A 15,495-nucleotide genomic window follows, 5' to 3' on the forward strand; every position below is an offset into this window, starting at 1 on the left:
GGCGTGGCGGCGTTTATTCGATGCGCAGCCGTCGACCGGTTCCGCCGTTGCGTTTCTTCGGCAGGGTCAGATTCAGCACGCCGTTATCGAATCTCGCCGCCGCGGTCTCGCGGTCGATGTCCTGCGGCAGCTGGAAGCTGCGCGACACCATGCCGTAGTAGCGTTCGCTGCGCAGCGGCCGCTGCTCCTGAAGGTCCTGATCGAATTGTTTGACCTCGGCCTTGATGGTGACCAGCGCGCCGTCGATTTCGACTTGGATGTCCTCCTTGCCGACACCGGGCAGTTCGGCCGCGACCTGATAAGCCTGTTCGGTCTCCTTGATGTCCATCTTGATCTGCGCCGGCAGCGCGTCGCCATGCAGCGGCTTGACGAGGAAACCGGGGGTGAAGTCGCGGAAAATCTCGTCAAACAGACTGTGTCGGGTGGGCAGCATGTTCATCTCAATCTCCTTTCAGTTCATCGGCTTACGGCGGGTTTGCCGTCCCGTTTACGGAGATAGGGGCTGGCCGCGCCGGATTCAAGAGGCGGCGGCGGCCGGATTTGATCGAGGTCAATTCAGCCGCGCAACCACAGCCCGGCGAAGTCGGTCCAGCCGTTGCCGCCCAGTTGCAGTCCCGCCAGTTGCGGGCTGGCGTCGTGGCCCAGCGTTTCGTGCGACAGCGGCAGCATCCAGCCCTCCCTAACCAGCCAGTCTCCGGCGCGGCGGTACCCATCCTGGCGCGCGGCGCAGTCTGGCTCGGCCTGCAGGCTGTGCATTTGCGCGCGCAGGCGGGCCAAGGTCGTTTCCGCCAGGCCAAGCGACAGCGTGCAGCAGCCGCTCAGCCATTCGAACATGCCGAAGTCGCGGTCATCGTGCAGCAGCTCGCTGCACAGGATCAGGTCGGCCTGAGAGGACCAGGCGGCGGGGGCGAAGAACTCGCGCCGCGGCAGGCAGCGGATGTCCAGCGTAATGCCCAGCAGAGACAGCCGTTCGGCCAGCGCGGCGGCCAGCGGCGGGAAGCAGGGCAGGTCGTAATGGAACAGCGTCAGCGTCCGGGCTGGCAGACGGGGCGGCTGGTGCGCCGCCGGGCGCGGGTGGGCCCAGCCTGGTTGCAGGCCGTGCGCCGGCGCGCGGTCGGCGTTGGCGGCCACTGGATGCGGCGAGGCGAGGAAGCTCATCAGCGGCAGACGCTGGCGGTCGGGTATGCGCGGGCTGCCGGGGCGCAGCAGCAAGTAGGTGCAGGCCGATTGCAGCATGGTGGCGCCGCGCTGGTTGCCGTATTCCAGCCGCAGGTGGAAGCCCTGTTCGGCCGGAGGGGGGATGATCCATAGCTCTATCGCATCCAGCAGCGCTCGCTGGCGATAGTGTTGCTCGAAGGCGGCCAGCCTTAGCCGCTGCGGGCTGTGCAGCTCGACGCGGAACGGGCCGCTGCCCACTGGCATGCGCGCGAAGTCGGCGCCGCGCCGCAGCGGCGCGATGGAGGCGTTGGCGGAGGCTAGCCGCTGCGGCCACAGGTAGTCCGCCTCGGTCAGGCGGCAACTGAACGACAAGGCATCGTCGATGCCGATGTCGCGCAGGTGGGCGTAAAGCGGGTGGCAGGGGTTGTCGGAGCGCTTGAGCCGCAGCAGGCTGGTGGCGGCGGTTTCCGCGTCCAGCGGGGAGCCATCGTGGAAGCGCAGGCCGGGGCGCAGCCAGAAGCGCCAATGCCTGCCAGCGGCATCGCTTTCCCAGTGGTGGGCCAGCGCCGGCCGCAGTTCCCGGCCCTGCTTGTCGTGGCGGCACAGCCGATCGAAGATCTGCCGCACCAGGTGGGCCTCCAGTCGGGAGTTGACCTGCTGCGGGTCCAGCGTCAGCGGCGCGTGCGGAATCGGAATGCGCAGGCTGCGGCCGCTGTCGCTGGCGCCCAGGTGCAGGGGCATGCTGGCCAGCAATTGTTCCTGCCTGACCGGCGGCAAGCGCGAAAACGCCTGCTCCAGCTGGCCTTGTGCCAGCATCCGCTGCAATTGCTGCCAGTCCAGCTGATCGGGGCTTTGCAGCAGTTGCAGGGTGGAGTGGTGGCCGCGCCCGCGGCCGGCCTGCCAGGCAAGCCAGCCTCGTTCACGCATCCGCGCCAGCTGCAGCCGGGCATTGCGTTCGCTGCATTGCCAAAGCGCCGCCAGCTGCGGCAGGCCGGGTTGGGCCGGCGCGCCGCCGAAGTTTTGGTACAGCAGCTGGTATTGTTGTTGCAGGCGCATGGCGGTCTCGAAATAAAAGCGGAAGTATTTATTGTGGATTATATCCATTTTTACATTCCGCTTTTTCGGCAATACTCCATGCGTTGCTTTTATCTTCAAGGTGTTGCCGTGTCATTACGTTCCCCGGTGCTGCGCCGCGTGCTGCTGTCGTCTTTTCTGTTGTCGCTGTCGCGGGCGGTGATCTCCCCTTTGCTGGTGCTGACGCTGGGCAAGCAACTGCAGCTGTCGCTGCAGGCTACCGGCACGCTGTTGGCTGCGGTGCTGCTGGTCTCGGCGCTATTGGGCCTGTACGGCGGTTATTGGCTGGACCGGCTGCCGCGCGGGCCGGCGCTGGGGGCGGCGGCGGTATTGATGGCAATAGGCAGCCTGCTGCTGCCGTACGGCCACAGTTTCTGGCTGGTGACTGCCGCGCTGGCGGCGGGAGAGCTGGCGATGGTGGTGTACGGCATAGCGGTGAAGGCCATCTTGAGCGATCTGGCGGCGGAGGAACAGCGCAGCAAGGCGTTTTCCATGCGCTACACGCTGGCCAATGTCGCCTGGGCGCTGGGGCCGATGCTGTGCAGCGGCCTGTTGTCATGGCGCGAGCTGGCGCCGTTCTGGCTGGGAGGGCTGCTGGCGCTGGCCGGTTGGTTGGCGCAGCCGCGGCTGCCGGATGCCGGGCGCGATCCGTCCGCGATGCCGGAGGGCTTTGCCGCTACGCTGCGCACGCTGGGCGGCGACCGGGTGCTGGTGTGGTTCACAGTCAGCAGCCTGTGCGCCAATGTGGTATATGGCCGTTTTTCCAGTTATCTGCCGCTGTACCTGCTGACGCGGATGGGGGAGAGCGAGGCGATGCGCTGGATGTCGGTGCTGATCAGCTGCAACGCCATCGTGGTGGTGGTGCTGCAGTATCCGCTGGGGCGGCTGCTGAAGCCTAAGCGTTTGCTGCGCGCCATCATCGGCGGCTTCCTGCTGATCGGCGCCGGCATGCTGTGGCTGGGCTGGGCGGACAGCTTGCCCATGATGTGCGCGGCGATCGCCTTGTTCACCCTGGGGGAAATCGTTTTGGTGCCGGCCGAGTATTTGTACATCGACGCCATTGCGCCGGAAGCGTTGAAAGGCAGCTATTACGGCGCGCAAAACCTGGCCACGCTGGGCAGCGCGTTGGGGCCGGCGCTGGTGGGCGTGCTGTTGGCGCACGGACCATCGATGCTGGTGTTTGCCGCCATGGCCTTGTTGTGTCTGGTTGGCGTCGGGCTGGCGGTTTACAGCGAGCGGCTGCGTTTGCAACGGCGGCAGGCCGTCGGCGCGTGCGGCGCTTCCGTCTTGCCGGGTTCTTTGTCATGATCAAGCGTTTGCTTGAATCGCCGCGCAGACGGCGACGGCATGACCCAGCGAGGAGAGCATGGAGAAACTGCAGCAAGATCTGTTTGTGCCGGTGGGCGACGGCGAACAGCTGTACCTGAAGCGTGTTTGCGGCCGCCGGGGTGGCGAGCCGGTGCTGATGGTGCATGGGGTGATGGCCAATGGGCGCACCTTTTATACCGAATCCGGCAAGGGGCTGGCGCATTACCTGGCCGATGCCGGCTACGACGTGTACGTGGCCGACCTGCGTGGCCGGGGCCGCAGCACTCCCAAGATCAGCCGCGCCTCGCGCCATGGCCAGACCGAAACCATCTGCGAGGACCTGCCGGCACTGCACGCCTTCATCCAGAGGCGCAGCGGCAGCCAGAAGCTGCACTGGATCGCCCATTCCTGGGGCGGCGTGCACATGACGAGCTGCCTGGTGCGCTTTCCGGAGATCGCGGCCGAGGTGGCCAGCCTGGTCTATTTCGGCACCAAGCGCAGCGTGCGGGTGAGCAACCTGAACAAGTTGGTCGAGGTGGATTTCATGTGGAACATCGCCTCGCGCTGGCTGATCCGCGCCTGCGGCTACCTGCCGGCGCGCCGCATCCGGCTGGGCGCCGACGACGAGAGCGACAAGAGCCATCTGCAAAGCATGCTGTGGGCGCAGCCCAAGCCCTGGGTGGATAGCGACGACGGCTTCGACTACGCCGCCGCCGCGCGCGCCAGCCGCCTGCCGCCGGCCTTGTACTTCGCCGCTGCCAACGACCCCTGCCGCGGCCATCCGGACGATGTGCGCCGCTTCCGTGACGAGTCCGGTCCGCATGTGTCCTGCCTGCATCTGCTGTCGCGCCGCGCCGGCCATCTGCACGACTACAACCACGTGTCGCTGCTGACTCACCCGGACGCGCCGCGCGACCATTTCCCCTTGGCGCTGGACTGGCTGGCCGGACGGCGCGACAAAGTGGCGGAGAACTATTGACGGCGCGCCGGAAACTAGTCGGCCGCGGCCGAGGTCCATCGCCATTCGATCTTTAAACAAGACAAGGTGGCGTTGAATGATGTTCCGCATGGTTCGCTCCGACGATATCGACACCCTGTTCGAGGTGCGCGCCGCCACGCGCGAAAACGCGCTCAGCCGCGAGCAACTGGCTGCGCTGGGGATTACCGCGCAAGGCATGGCCGAGGCGCTGGACTCAGGAGCGGTGAAAGGCTGGGTTTGCCTGGCGGCGGAGCGCATCGTCGGCTTCTGCCTGGCCGACATCGGTGCCGGCGAAATCCTGGTGCTAGCGGTGTTGCCGCAGCATGAGGGACGCGGGGCGGGCAAGGGCCTGCTGCAGCGGACGATAGCCGCCGTTTGCAAAGATCGGGTGTGGCTGGCGGCCAATCCCGACCCTGCCGGCCGCGCCCACGGCTTCTACCGCGCCTGTGGCTTCCTGCCGAATGGCGAGCGGGATGAGCATGGCGACGAAATCCTGGTCTACCGCGCGCAGCTGTCCGCTTGAGCACCCGCCTGCCGGAAGTTTGACGCCGCGCATTGGCCTTGCGGCGCGGCTTGTGGTAGAAAGCGTCAGCCCGTTTTTTTAGCGCGACCATCATGACCCAGTTGCAATTCGATCTCGACGCCGTACTCGACACCCTGGCCGAAAAAGGCTGGGTCGTTATTCCGCAAGCGCTGCCCGGCGAGCTGGCGCGTAATCTGCGCGAAGCCTGCCTGCAAGTGTGGGATGAGGGACGCTTCCATCAGGCGGCAACAGGCCGCGCCGGGGGCCAGGCGCGCCGCGCCGAGATCCGTTCCGATTCCGTGTTGTGGCTGGATCAGGTGGCGGAGCTGCCGGCCGTGCGGGCCTACCATTCGGCGATGGATGAAATCATGCAGGCGGTGAACCGCGGCCTGTACCTGGGCCTGGCCGAGCTGGAGTCGCACTTCGCCGTCTATCCGCAAGGCGCTTTCTATAAAAAGCATCTGGACCGCTTCCAGGACGACGACGCGCGCATGCTGAGCACGGTGTTCTACCTCAACGAAAACTGGCCGGCGGACAGCGGCGGCCAGATACGCCTGTATCTGGACGGCGATTGCGGCGAGCATGTTGATGTGGAACCGGAAGCCGGCACGCTGGTGCTGTTCCTTGCCGACCGTTTCTGGCATGAAGTGCTGCCGGCGCGCCGGCAGCGGCTGTCGGTCACCGGCTGGTACCGCCGCGGCAGCCTGCCGTGGTAGCGGTTCAGCGCTGAGCCAGTCGGGCCTGGCGCGCCAATAGCGCCGCCCAGCCCGGATCGTCGGCGCTGTTGTCCTTCAGGGCGATGCCGGTTTGCGCGCCGCGCGCGGCGGCGATCAGCCAGGCCAGCTTGAACGCCGCCAGCGGACAGGGCAGGCCATCCGGCCGCACATTGGAGATGCAGTTGCGCTCGGCGTCGCTGCGGCCCACCCGCGGTGCGCCGGTCAGGTACAGCCCCAGGCTGTCGGGCGAACTCAGGCCCGGCCGCTCGCCTATCAGCATCACAGTCATCTTCGCCTCAAGGCATTCCCCGGCCTCGTCGGCCAGCGCCACCCGCGCCTCGCGCGCAAGCAGCAGCGGACCGATCTGCAAATCCATTTCCTTCAGCCGCGGCAGCAGCTCCATCAGCAGCGGCCGCGCATGCTGGGCGGCGGCGCGCGAGGACAGGCCGTCGGCCAGGACCAGCAGCAGGTCGCAGCCCTTGCGCGTTTCCGCCAGCAACCGCTCGCGGCTGACGGCGTCCAGCCGGCGGCCCAAGTCCGGTCGTTGCAGGTATTCGGCGCGGTTGACGGCGGCGCTGTGGACCAGCAGCACGCGGTGGCCATCCGCCTGGAGCTGGCGCGCCAGTTCGGCGTCGTCCAGCGGGGTGTGCACCGCGTCGCGCGCCTGGGCGTGGGCCAGCGCGAAGCGCAGCGTCTCGCGGCTGGGGAGGCTGCTGCCGGCGCGGCCCAACGCGATGCGGGCGGCGGTGAGGGACGAGAACTCGCTCCAGCCGTCTTCCGTCACGATATGCTTGTCGGGCTGGCTCATAGGGTCTCCATCATCGCCAGCAGCTTCTGCTGGCGGGTTTGCGGCAACAGCCGGCCATGGCGGGTGATCTCCATCGCCTCCAGCCAGTCGTCGAACTCCGGCGCGCGTTTCAGGCCCATGAGCTGGCGCAGGTAGAGCGCGTCGTGGAATGAGGTGCTCTGGTAGCCCAGCATGATGTCGTCGGCGCCGGGCACGCCGATGATGAAGTGCACGCCGGCCGCGCCCAGCATGGTCAGCAGGGTGTCCATGTCATCCTGGTCGGCTTCGGCGTGGTTGGTGTAGCAGATGTCGCAGCCCATGGGCAGGCCCAGCAGCTTGCCGCAGAAATGGTCTTCCAGGCCGGCGCGGATGATCTGCTTGCCGTTGTACAGGTATTCCGGGCCGATGAAGCCGACCACGGTGTTGACCAGCAAGGGCGAGAAGCGGCGCGCCACCGCGTAGGCGCGCGCCTCGCAGGTCTGCTGGTCCACGTCCCAGTGGGCGCCCGCCGACAGCGCGCTGCCCTGGCCGGTTTCGAAATACATCACGTTGTCGCCCACGCCGCCGCGTTTCAATTCCAGGGCGGCCTGATGCGCCTCGTCCAGCAGCGCCAGGCTGACGCCGAAGCCGGCATTGGCTTTTTCGGTGCCGGCCACCGACTGGAACACCAGGTCCACCGGCGCGCCCTGGCGGATCAGCTGCAGCGTGGTGGTGACGTGGGTGAGCACGCAGCTCTGGGTGGGTATCGCGTAGCGCTGGCGGACTTCGTCCAGCAGCGCCAGCAGCTGGTGGATGGCCTGCGGGCTGTCGCCTGCCGGATTGATGCCCACCACCGCGTCGCCGGCGCCGTACAGCAGGCCATCCAGCATGGCGGCGGCGATGGCGCGCGGATCGTCTGCCGGGTGGTTGGGTTGCAGCCGCACTCCCATATGGCGGGGCAGGCCCTGGGTGTTGCGAAAGGCGGTGACCACCCGGCATTTCTTCGCCGCCAGCACCAGGTCCTGATTGCGCATCAGCTTGGATGCGGCCGCCGCCATTTCAGGGGTCAGTCCCGGCGCCAGCGCGGCCAGGCTGTCGGCGTTGGCGGCGTCGGACAGCAGCCAGTCGCGCAGACCGCCGACGGTGAGGTGGGAGACGGCGGCGAAGGCGGCCGTGTCATGGCTGTCCAGGATCAGCCGGGTGACTTCGTCTTCCTCGTAGGGGATCAGCGCCTCGTTGAGGAAAACCGTCAGCGGCAGCTCGGCCAGGCACATCTGCGCCGCCACCCGCTCCTCGGCGCTGGCGGCGGCGACGCCGGCCAGTTGGTCGCCGGAGCGCAGCGGGCTGGCGCGCGCCATCAGGGTTTTCAGGTCGGCGAAGCGGTAACGGCGCGGTCCTATGGTGATGGCGTGGCTCATGTCGGCGCTCGTGCGGATTGGGAGGCCGGGGCCGCCGCGGCGTCCGCCGGCCCCTCCAGCATGGCGTCGCCGTCCGCCGCCGCGCGCTGCTTGCCGGTCAGCAGGAAATAGGCGAAGCCCAGCAACAGCGTAACAGCAAAAACCGCGGCCAGCAGCTGGTTGTTGTAGGCCATGGCCAGCAGGCAGACCATGGCGCAGATCAACGCCAGCGCCGGCAGCCACTTGGGCAGGTGGCCGGCGCGCGCGAGCGCGAAGATCTGCCGCGAATAGCCGATGATGATGCCGTGAAACGACGCCACCAAGCCGAACAGCCCCAGCCATACCAGCATGTGCAGCCAGCCGCTGTGCTTGCCCACTATCATCTTCATCGCCTGCGGCAGCGGGTCGTTGATATCGGCCAGCCTGCTCCAGTCGCCGGTGCTGCCGGGGTGCGGGATGGCGGTGGTCAGCTCGGTGAAACGGAAAATGAAGGCGGCGTGCATCCGCGCCACGAACCGCGAAGTGCAGAGAAAGCCGAGCGTGCCGGCGGCGACCCCGCCGTAGCTCCAGCCGAAGTATTCGCCGGATATCACCAACCCCACCGCGATGCCCGATAACGGCCAGCCGCCCAGCTTGCGGGCCAATGCTTGTGTCGATGCGTTGATGGCTTTTCCTGTGCGCTTGTTATCCTTGCCGGAGTGGAAGGGCGGATATGCCGCATCGCTTGAGTATGCAAAAAAAATGCCAGCCTTGCCGGCGGATTTGCCGATCCGCAGGCCGCCATCGCCTGATTCCGGTGCATGGCCGGCAAGGGCATGCACCGCGATGGGCCGTGCTAGAATCGATTGCAATACGCAATGGAGCAGGGGAAAAGCAGATGTCTGGCAATAGCATGGGGCGCTTGTTCACGGTAACTTCTTTCGGCGAGAGCCATGGGCCGGCGATAGGCTGCGTGGTGGATGGCTGCCCTCCGGGGCTGGCGCTGTCCGAGGCCGACATACAACTGGAGTTGGACCGGCGCAAGCCCGGCACCAGCCGCCACGTGACCCAGCGCCGCGAGCCGGACACGGTGGAAATCCTGTCCGGGGTGTACGAGGGCAAGACCACCGGCACGCCGATCGCGCTGTTGATCCGCAACACCGACCAGCGCAGCAAGGACTACGGCAATATCGCCGACACTTTCCGTCCCGGCCACGCCGACTACTGCTACTGGCATAAGTATGGGGTGCGCGATCCGCGCGGCGGCGGCCGCTCGTCGGCGCGTGAAACCGCGGTGCGGGTGGCGGCTGGCGCCATCGCCAAGAAATGGCTGAACGAGAAGCACGGCATCGTGATCCGCGGCCACATGACGCAGATCGGCGAAGTGGCCATTCCGTTCACCAGCTGGGAGCACACCAATCAGAACCCTTTCTTCGCCGCCGACGCCGACATCGTGCCGCGGCTGGAGGAGTATATGGACAGCGTCCGCAAGAGCCTGGATTCGATAGGCGCGCGGCTGCGCGTGGTCGCCGACAACGTGCCGGTGGGCTGGGGCGAGCCGGTGTTCGACCGCCTGGACGCCGACATCGCCTACGCGATGATGAGCATCAACGCGGTGAAGGGCGTGGAGATCGGCGCCGGCTTCGGCTGCGTGGCGCAGCGCGGCAGCGAGCATGGCGATGAGCTGACGCCCGAGGGCTTCGCCAGCAACCACGCCGGCGGGATGCTGGGAGGCATCTCAACCGGCCAGCAGATCGACGTTTCCATCGCCATCAAGCCCACCTCGTCCATCGCTCAGCCGCGCCGCTCGATCAACAAGCAGGGCGAAGCGGTGACGATGGAAACCCACGGCCGCCACGACCCCTGCGTCGGCATCCGCGCCACGCCGATCGCCGAGGCGATGCTGGCGCTGGTGCTGATCGACCATGCTTTGCGCCACCGCGCGCAATGCGACGATGTGCGGGTGGAAACGCCCAGAATTGCTGGGCATATCGGCTAGAATTTATAGATACCGGCCGGAAATCGCCCAGGCCTGTTCGAGATAGGATGGCACCATGCTGAAAAGTCTGATTGATGGCTTGGCCGGACGCCTGAAGAAAACGGCGACAGACGAAGCGGTCCAGGGGCCTGAGGTCAAGCCGGAAAGAGTCCTAGTGGCGCTGCCGGAGCCGGAGGAGGTGCCGACCGACCTGCCGGCGACCCTGGGCTTCGTTTCGCACCAGCCGGTGATGGACCGGCAGCAGAGGGTGGTGGCCTACGACTTCTTCGTGCGCCAGGGCAAGCGCAATATCGAGGCGGGCAAGCAGCAGGAATTCGACCGCTTGCTGTTGTCGACGCTGCAGAACATGGACGTGTTCCGGCTGCTGGCCTATCGCCGCGCTTTCGTCCATATCGCGATGACCTCGCTGGACGAGCCTCTGCTGCGCCAGATGCCGGCGGGCAGCGTGATATTCGTGCTGGAGGTGGTGCCCGGGGTGATCGTGGCCGAACACATGCTGACGCAGCTTGATCATCTGCAGAAGCTGGGGCTGCGCTTCGCGGTGGAGCCGGCGTCCTACGATCAGTCCATCCTCAGCCCGGCCTTGCAGGCCGACCTGTTCAGCCGGGTGGACTTCATGGTGCTGGACTTCGCCGGGCCGTCCACCCGGGTGCTGGCCCCCATCCTCGATCAATTGCCCAAGCGTTATCCGGGCGCGCGCTGGATGGCGCGCAATGTCGGCACCGCCGAAGACCTGGATGTCTGCCTGCGCGCGCCGGGTCATAACCGTTTCGCCTTGTTCCACGGCCCTTTCGTCACCACCGCCCACGCGCTGGAGGGCGGCAAGGTGGACACCAGCCAGACCCGCGTGCTGCAGATCATGCGGCTATTGCGCACCAATGCAGATCCGAAGGAGGTCGAGGCGCAGTTCAAGCTGGATTCGGTGCTGTTGTTCAAGTTGCTGCGCTTCATCAACTCCCCGGTCCACGGCTTGTCGCGCAAGGTGCAGACCATAGAGGAAACCCTGCTGCTGCTGGGTAGGGAAACCCTGTTCAAATGGTTGTCCATGTTGTTGTTCACCTCGCGCAAGGAGGATGGCACCGCCGTCTCGCTGCTGGAAAAGTCGCTGATCCGCGCCCGCTTCATGGAAAAGCTGGGCGGCTATCGCGGCAACAAGCTGGAGTCGGAGCACCTGTTCCTCACCGGCATGTTTTCCTTGCTGGACGTGCTGCTCAACATTCCCTTCCCCGATGTGCTGGACCCGATGGAGCTGCCGCTGACGGTCCGGGAGGCGGTGGTGGAGCACAAGGGCATCTTCGCCTCCCATCTGTCGCTGGCTCTGGCCTGCGAGCACGGCGACAACGTGCAGATAGAGGCGCTGGTCAGGGTGCTGGATTTCGATCTGGAGCTGGCCAACCAGTACTATCTGGATTCGGTGGTGTGGGCGCAGGTGGTGCTGCGCGAGAGCGAAGTCCACAATAACGTCGAGGCGATCTGACGCCTGGCCGGCGCGCGTCCCGGCGCCCGCGTTCCTTCCAGGCTTGCCTGCCGCCCGATTTGCTGGGACTGGACAGCCGCCATCTTCCTTCGTCTCCTCCGCGCTTGTACAAATACCTAGCGGCCGGCATCCGGCGGGAAGAGGCCCTTTCCTTGTGTATGCTGCAAGAAGGCCCCTTCTCCGGGTGATCCCATGCCGACCGTTTTCCTTCCACCCCTGCGCGGGGCGCAGCGCCAGCAAATTGAAGTGCGGTCCCGCAGCGCGCTGGAGGCTTGCGGATCGACGCTGCGCTTCGACTTGCATTTTCCCGGGCACTGGCGGGCGCCGTCGGGACGCAATCCTTGCGCGGCGGCGATGGAGCAGGAGGTGCTGGACTGGTTTGCCGGCTTGGGGTGCACTGCGGCGGAGCTGGAGCGGGTTCAGGGTTTCTCCGTGAGCAATTACGTCGGCCAGCCCTTTCCGCGCTTATCTCGGGAACGGACCCTGCTGGTGGGAAAATTCATGGCGCTGTGGCTGTTATGGGACGACATCCAGGTGGAGAGGTTGCAGCGGATGTGGTCCCACGGCTTGCCCGATCCCGACTCGCCGGCGCAGATGTCGCGTTTCGACCGTGGTTGGGGGCAGCTGTTCGCCGATCTGGCCCGCCGCCGCAGTGCCGGCTGGATGCGCGCGCTCAACCAGGGCATGGCAGACTGGTGCCGGGCGGCGACGCGGGAGGCCAATGTGATGCGGCAGTGGCATGGCTTGGGCCGGTTGCCGGATTTTTCCGCGCAGCTGGAGTTGCGCATCGCCACCATAGGCATGTATGTCGCGCTGCGTTTGCTGGAGGACGCCTGCGATCAGGAATTCCCCGACAGTTTCCACGCCCGGCCGGCGGTGCGCCATCTGGCCAGATTGTCCAATCTGCTGGTCGGCCTCGGCAGCGACCTGTTCAGCCTGGGCAAGGATCTGGCCGGCGGGCAGATCAATTTGGTGCTGGCGCTGACGCAAGGCCAGGGCCTGAGCGCGGAGGAGGCCATACGCCGGCTGTTGGAGCTGCATCGCCAGGCGATCGGCGAGTACGATGCGCTGGCGGATGAAGCCGAGGCGCTGCCGGGCGTTGCCGCGGCGGATGTCCGCCGTTGGCTGGACGACATCCGCTACGCCACGCTGGGCCTGACGCTGTGGGAGTCGCAATCGCCGCGCTGCCGCGAGCATGCGGTGTGGATAGATGGCCGCAAGATGGCGCTGGATCTGGTCTGGCGCGAAACCGCCTGACTGCCCGTTCTCGCTTCCCGGCGTTGCCGGACTCGTGTGTTACCATTTGGCACGCATGCCGGATGGCCTTCCCTTCGCCCGCTGATGGTTTCCCTGGATGGCACTCTTTCGGACATGCATGCCTGGCTTGATGCATGTCTGCGGCGTTTCGCACCTGAAAAACGGATTGAACAGATCATTATGAGCGCAACTATTCTTGTCACCGGCGCCGCCGGTTATATCGGATCGCATACTTGCGTCGAACTTTTGGCGGCGGGTTTTGATATCGTTGCCGTGGACAATTTCTGCAACAGCAAGTTCGAGGCCATTCGCCGGGTGCAGGAACTGGCCGGCCGCACGCTGGCTTTCCATGAGGCTGATGTCCGAGACCAGGCCGCGCTGGACGGCATTTTCTCCCGGCACCGGGTCGACGCGGTGATCCACTTTGCCGCTTTGAAGGCGGTGGGCGAGTCGGTTGCCCAGCCCTTGCGCTATTACGAGAACAATGTGGTGGGCACGCTGACGCTGCTGGAGGCGATGCGGCGGGCTTCGGTGCGGCAGATCGTCTTCAGCTCCTCGGCCACGGTGTACGGCGACCCCGCCGAAGTCCCCATCCGCGAGGACTTCCCGATTGGCGTCATCACCAATCCCTATGGCCGCAGCAAGCGCATGATGGAAGAGATTCTCGAGGATCTGTCGCGTTCCGAGCCAGGTTGGCGGATCGGACTGCTGCGCTACTTCAATCCAGTGGGGGCGCATGCCAGCGGACGGATAGGCGAGGACCCCAACGGCACGCCCAACAACCTGATGCCCTATATCAGCCAGGTGGCGGTGGGCAAGCTGGCGCGGCTCAGCGTGTTCGGCGGCGACTACCCGACGCCGGACGGCACCGGCGTGCGCGACTATATCCATGTCGTCGATCTGGCGATTGCCCACGTCAAGGCGGTGCAGGCGCTGGCAACGGTGGACGGCGTGTTGACGGTCAATGTGGGAACCGGCCAGGGGTGCTCGGTGCTGGACATGATCAAGACATTCAGCCGCGTCAGCGGGCGGGACATTCCTTATCAACTGGCGGAGCGCCGCGCCGGGGATATCGCCTGCTGCTATGCCGATCCGGGCAAGGCCGAGCGGGTGCTGGGCTGGAAGGCCGAGCGCACGCTGGAGGACATGTGCCGCGACAGCTGGAGATGGCAGCAAGCCAATCCTCGCGGCTACGAAGCCTGAGGCGTCCGCGCCAGGGACCGTCGCGGGCATCTGCCATCTCTGCCGCGGCTGGCGCCGGATGCGCCGCGCAAAGACGCGGCGTTCCGGTTCCTGCCAGTCGCTCTTCAGCCGGCGTGCCAGGCGGTGAGGCCGTTCATACCATGTTTTCCGGCTTGACCCAGGCGTCGAACTGCTCCGCCGTGACGTGGCCCAGTTCCAGCGCCGCCTGCTTCAGCGTGCCGCCATGCTGGTGGGCGTGCTTGGCGATGGTGGCGGCCTTGTCGTAGCCGATATGCGGATTGAGCGCGGTCACCAGCATCAACGATTGCTCCAGCAGCTGGGCGATGCGGGCGCGATTGGGCTGCATGCCGGCGATGCAGTGCTCGCGCAGGCTGGCCATGCCGTCGGACAGCAGCCGCAGGCTTTGCAGGAAGTTGTGCGCGATCATCGGCTTGAACACGTTCAGTTCGAAATTGCCGGAGGCGGCGCCGATGCCGATGGCCACGTCGTTGCCCAGCACCTGGCAGCACAGCATGGTGACGGCTTCGCACTGGGTTGGATTGACCTTGCCGGGCATGATGGAGCTGCCCGGCTCGTTTTCCGGCAGAGTCAGCTCGCCCAGGCCGCAGCGTGGACCGGAGGCCAGCCAGCGGATGTCGTTGGCGATCTTCATCAGCGCGGCGGCCAGCGTCTTCAGCGCGCCGTGGGCGGCCAGCATCGGCTCATGGCCGGCCAGCGCGGCGAATTTGTTGGCGGCGCCGGCAAACGGCAGGCCGGTCTGCAAGGCCAGCACTTCGGCCACCCGGGCGCCGAATTGCGGATGGGTGTTGAGGCCGGTACCGACCGCGGTGCCGCCCGCCGCCAGCTGGCACAACGCCGGCAGGCTGGTTTGCAGCGCCTGCTCGGCCAATTGCAGCTGGGCGGCCCAGCCGGAGACTTCCTGTTCCAGCGTCAGCGGAGTGGCGTCCTGCAGATGGGTGCGGCCTATCTTGACGATGCCGGCGAACTCGCGGGACTTGGCTTCAAGCGCCTGGCGCAGTTCGGCCAGGCTGGGCAGCAATTGGCGCGCCATTCCCAGCGCCGCGGCCACATGCATCGCGGTGGGGAAGATGTCGTTCGACGACTGGCCGCGATTGACTTCGTCATTGGGGTGGACCAGTCGCCGGATGCCGCGCTCGCCTCCCAGCAGCTCGGACGCGCGGTTGGCCAGCACCTCGTTCATGTTCATATTGCTCTGGGTTCCGGAGCCGGTCTGCCACACCGACAGAGGAAACTGTCCGTCGTGCCGGCCGGCCAGCACTTCGTCGGCGGCGGTGACGATGGCTTGCGCCTTGGCGCCGTCCAGCAGCCCCAGCTCCATATTGGTCAGCGCGCCGGCGCGCTTGACCATCGCCAGTGCCAGTATCAGTTCCTGCGGCATCTTTTCGCTGGAAATGGCGAAGTGCTCCAGCGAACGCTGGGTCTGCGCGCCCCATAGCGCGCTGTCGGCCACGTCGATGGGGCCGAAGCTATCTGTTTCCACGCGTTGCGTCTTGTTCATGCGGCTTTCTCCCGGCAGCCTGAACTGAATTCCGAAGTCATAGTCTTAGCCTATTCTGGTAAGTGTTCGATTCGAAGGGCCTGACGCCGGCATCCGGCATCCCGCCCGAGCCTATTCCGCTTGTCGATGTCTACAGGAGT

At 66.2% G+C, this 15,495-nt stretch carries 14 protein-coding genes; 8 read left to right on the forward strand and 6 right to left on the reverse strand.

All coding sequences use genetic code 11. The annotated features are described in order from the left end of the window. Positions 1 to 13: 13 nt before the first annotated feature. Together BI344_RS09775 and BI344_RS09780 are read right to left on the reverse strand one after the other, a co-directional pair. Entirely contained in the window at positions 14 to 439 is a 426-nt protein-coding gene (locus tag BI344_RS09775) for an Hsp20/alpha crystallin family protein (RefSeq protein WP_071112751.1), read from the reverse strand. Positions 440 to 555: 116 nt separating this feature from the next. Further along, positions 556 to 2,262, reverse strand: coding sequence for an ABC transporter substrate-binding protein (locus tag BI344_RS09780; RefSeq protein WP_071112752.1), 1,707 nt, complete (start codon positions 2,260 to 2,262; stop codon positions 556 to 558). Between the two features lie 60 nt (positions 2,263 to 2,322). On the opposite strand from BI344_RS09780, the gene BI344_RS09785 reads away from it, so the two are divergent. The 4 genes from BI344_RS09785 to BI344_RS09800 all read left to right on the forward strand — a co-directional run bounded on the left by BI344_RS09785 (position 2,323) and on the right by BI344_RS09800 (position 5,758). Next, complete coding sequence (locus tag BI344_RS09785; protein ID WP_071112753.1) at positions 2,323 to 3,540, forward strand: MFS transporter; 1,218 nt, start codon at positions 2,323 to 2,325, stop codon at positions 3,538 to 3,540. 58 nt (positions 3,541 to 3,598) lie between these two features. Next, complete coding sequence (locus BI344_RS09790) at positions 3,599 to 4,519, forward strand: alpha/beta fold hydrolase (RefSeq protein WP_071112754.1); 921 nt, start codon at positions 3,599 to 3,601, stop codon at positions 4,517 to 4,519. A 76-nt stretch (positions 4,520 to 4,595) separates the two neighbouring features. Next, positions 4,596 to 5,042: a GNAT family N-acetyltransferase gene (locus BI344_RS09795; protein WP_071112755.1), complete on the forward strand. Its 447-nt coding sequence runs from the start codon at positions 4,596 to 4,598 to the stop codon at positions 5,040 to 5,042. Positions 5,043 to 5,134: 92 nt separating this feature from the next. Then, positions 5,135 to 5,758, forward strand: a complete 624-nt coding sequence (locus tag BI344_RS09800; protein WP_071112756.1) for a 2OG-Fe(II) oxygenase — start codon at positions 5,135 to 5,137, stop codon at positions 5,756 to 5,758. A gap of 4 nt (positions 5,759 to 5,762) precedes the next feature. On the opposite strand, the gene eutC is transcribed toward BI344_RS09800, so the two are convergent. From eutC to BI344_RS09815, 3 genes are read right to left on the reverse strand one after another with little or no spacing between them, the layout of a single operon-like run. After that, a complete protein-coding gene (gene eutC, locus BI344_RS09805) occupies positions 5,763 to 6,566 on the reverse strand; it encodes an ethanolamine ammonia-lyase subunit EutC (RefSeq protein ID WP_071112757.1) in 804 nt (267 codons plus the stop codon). Further along, on the reverse strand, positions 6,563 to 7,942 hold the full coding sequence (locus BI344_RS09810) for an ethanolamine ammonia-lyase subunit EutB (protein WP_071112758.1): 1,380 nt from the start codon (positions 7,940 to 7,942) through the stop codon (positions 6,563 to 6,565). Before BI344_RS09810 ends, eutC begins: the two co-directional genes overlap by 4 nt. Beyond that, complete coding sequence (locus BI344_RS09815; protein ID WP_095210812.1) at positions 7,939 to 8,565, reverse strand: permease; 627 nt, start codon at positions 8,563 to 8,565, stop codon at positions 7,939 to 7,941. Before BI344_RS09815 ends, BI344_RS09810 begins: the two co-directional genes overlap by 4 nt. A 233-nt stretch (positions 8,566 to 8,798) precedes the next feature. On the opposite strand from BI344_RS09815, the gene aroC reads away from it, so the two are divergent. The 4 genes from aroC to galE all read left to right on the forward strand — a co-directional run bounded on the left by aroC (position 8,799) and on the right by galE (position 13,836). Beyond that, on the forward strand, positions 8,799 to 9,899 hold the full coding sequence (gene aroC / locus BI344_RS09820) for a chorismate synthase (protein ID WP_071112760.1): 1,101 nt from the start codon (positions 8,799 to 8,801) through the stop codon (positions 9,897 to 9,899). A 55-nt stretch (positions 9,900 to 9,954) separates the two neighbouring features. Continuing rightward, positions 9,955 to 11,376: an EAL and HDOD domain-containing protein gene (locus tag BI344_RS09825; protein ID WP_071112761.1), complete on the forward strand. Its 1,422-nt coding sequence runs from the start codon at positions 9,955 to 9,957 to the stop codon at positions 11,374 to 11,376. A 192-nt stretch (positions 11,377 to 11,568) separates the two neighbouring features. Continuing rightward, complete coding sequence (locus BI344_RS09830) at positions 11,569 to 12,633, forward strand: terpene synthase family protein (protein ID WP_206600356.1); 1,065 nt, start codon at positions 11,569 to 11,571, stop codon at positions 12,631 to 12,633. A gap of 180 nt (positions 12,634 to 12,813) precedes the next feature. After that, entirely contained in the window at positions 12,814 to 13,836 is a 1,023-nt protein-coding gene (galE, locus tag BI344_RS09835) for a UDP-glucose 4-epimerase GalE (RefSeq protein ID WP_071112763.1), read from the forward strand. A 133-nt stretch (positions 13,837 to 13,969) separates the two neighbouring features. On the opposite strand, the gene fumC is transcribed toward galE, so the two are convergent. Then, on the reverse strand, positions 13,970 to 15,355 hold the full coding sequence (gene fumC, locus BI344_RS09840) for a class II fumarate hydratase (protein WP_071112764.1): 1,386 nt from the start codon (positions 15,353 to 15,355) through the stop codon (positions 13,970 to 13,972). Positions 15,356 to 15,495: the final 140 nt, after the last annotated feature.

The organism is Chromobacterium sphagni, from assembly GCF_001855555.1.
In the GTDB taxonomy this organism is placed as follows: Bacteria; Pseudomonadota; Gammaproteobacteria; order Burkholderiales; family Chromobacteriaceae; genus Chromobacterium; species Chromobacterium sphagni.

Bases quoted from the DNA above. Each gene is read 5' to 3' on its own strand.
- BI344_RS09775 (WP_071112751.1), bottom strand. From the start codon at position 439: ATGAACATGCTGCCCACCCGACACAGTCTGTTTGACGAGATTTTCCGC.
- BI344_RS09825 (WP_071112761.1), top strand. From the start codon at position 9,955: ATGCTGAAAAGTCTGATTGATGGCTTGGCCGGACGCCTGAAGAAAACG.
- BI344_RS09780 (WP_071112752.1), bottom strand. From the start codon at position 2,262: ATGGATATAATCCACAATAAATACTTCCGCTTTTATTTCGAGACCGCC.
- BI344_RS09795 (WP_071112755.1), top strand. From the start codon at position 4,596: ATGATGTTCCGCATGGTTCGCTCCGACGATATCGACACCCTGTTCGAG.
- BI344_RS09800 (WP_071112756.1), top strand. From the start codon at position 5,135: ATGACCCAGTTGCAATTCGATCTCGACGCCGTACTCGACACCCTGGCC.
- eutC (WP_071112757.1), bottom strand. From the start codon at position 6,566: ATGAGCCAGCCCGACAAGCATATCGTGACGGAAGACGGCTGGAGCGAG.
- BI344_RS09830 (WP_206600356.1), top strand. From the start codon at position 11,569: ATGCCGACCGTTTTCCTTCCACCCCTGCGCGGGGCGCAGCGCCAGCAA.
- fumC (WP_071112764.1), bottom strand. From the start codon at position 15,355: ATGAACAAGACGCAACGCGTGGAAACAGATAGCTTCGGCCCCATCGAC.
- BI344_RS09790 (WP_071112754.1), top strand. From the start codon at position 3,599: ATGGAGAAACTGCAGCAAGATCTGTTTGTGCCGGTGGGCGACGGCGAA.
- BI344_RS09810 (WP_071112758.1), bottom strand. From the start codon at position 7,942: ATGAGCCACGCCATCACCATAGGACCGCGCCGTTACCGCTTCGCCGAC.
- galE (WP_071112763.1), top strand. From the start codon at position 12,814: ATGAGCGCAACTATTCTTGTCACCGGCGCCGCCGGTTATATCGGATCG.
- aroC (WP_071112760.1), top strand. From the start codon at position 8,799: ATGTCTGGCAATAGCATGGGGCGCTTGTTCACGGTAACTTCTTTCGGC.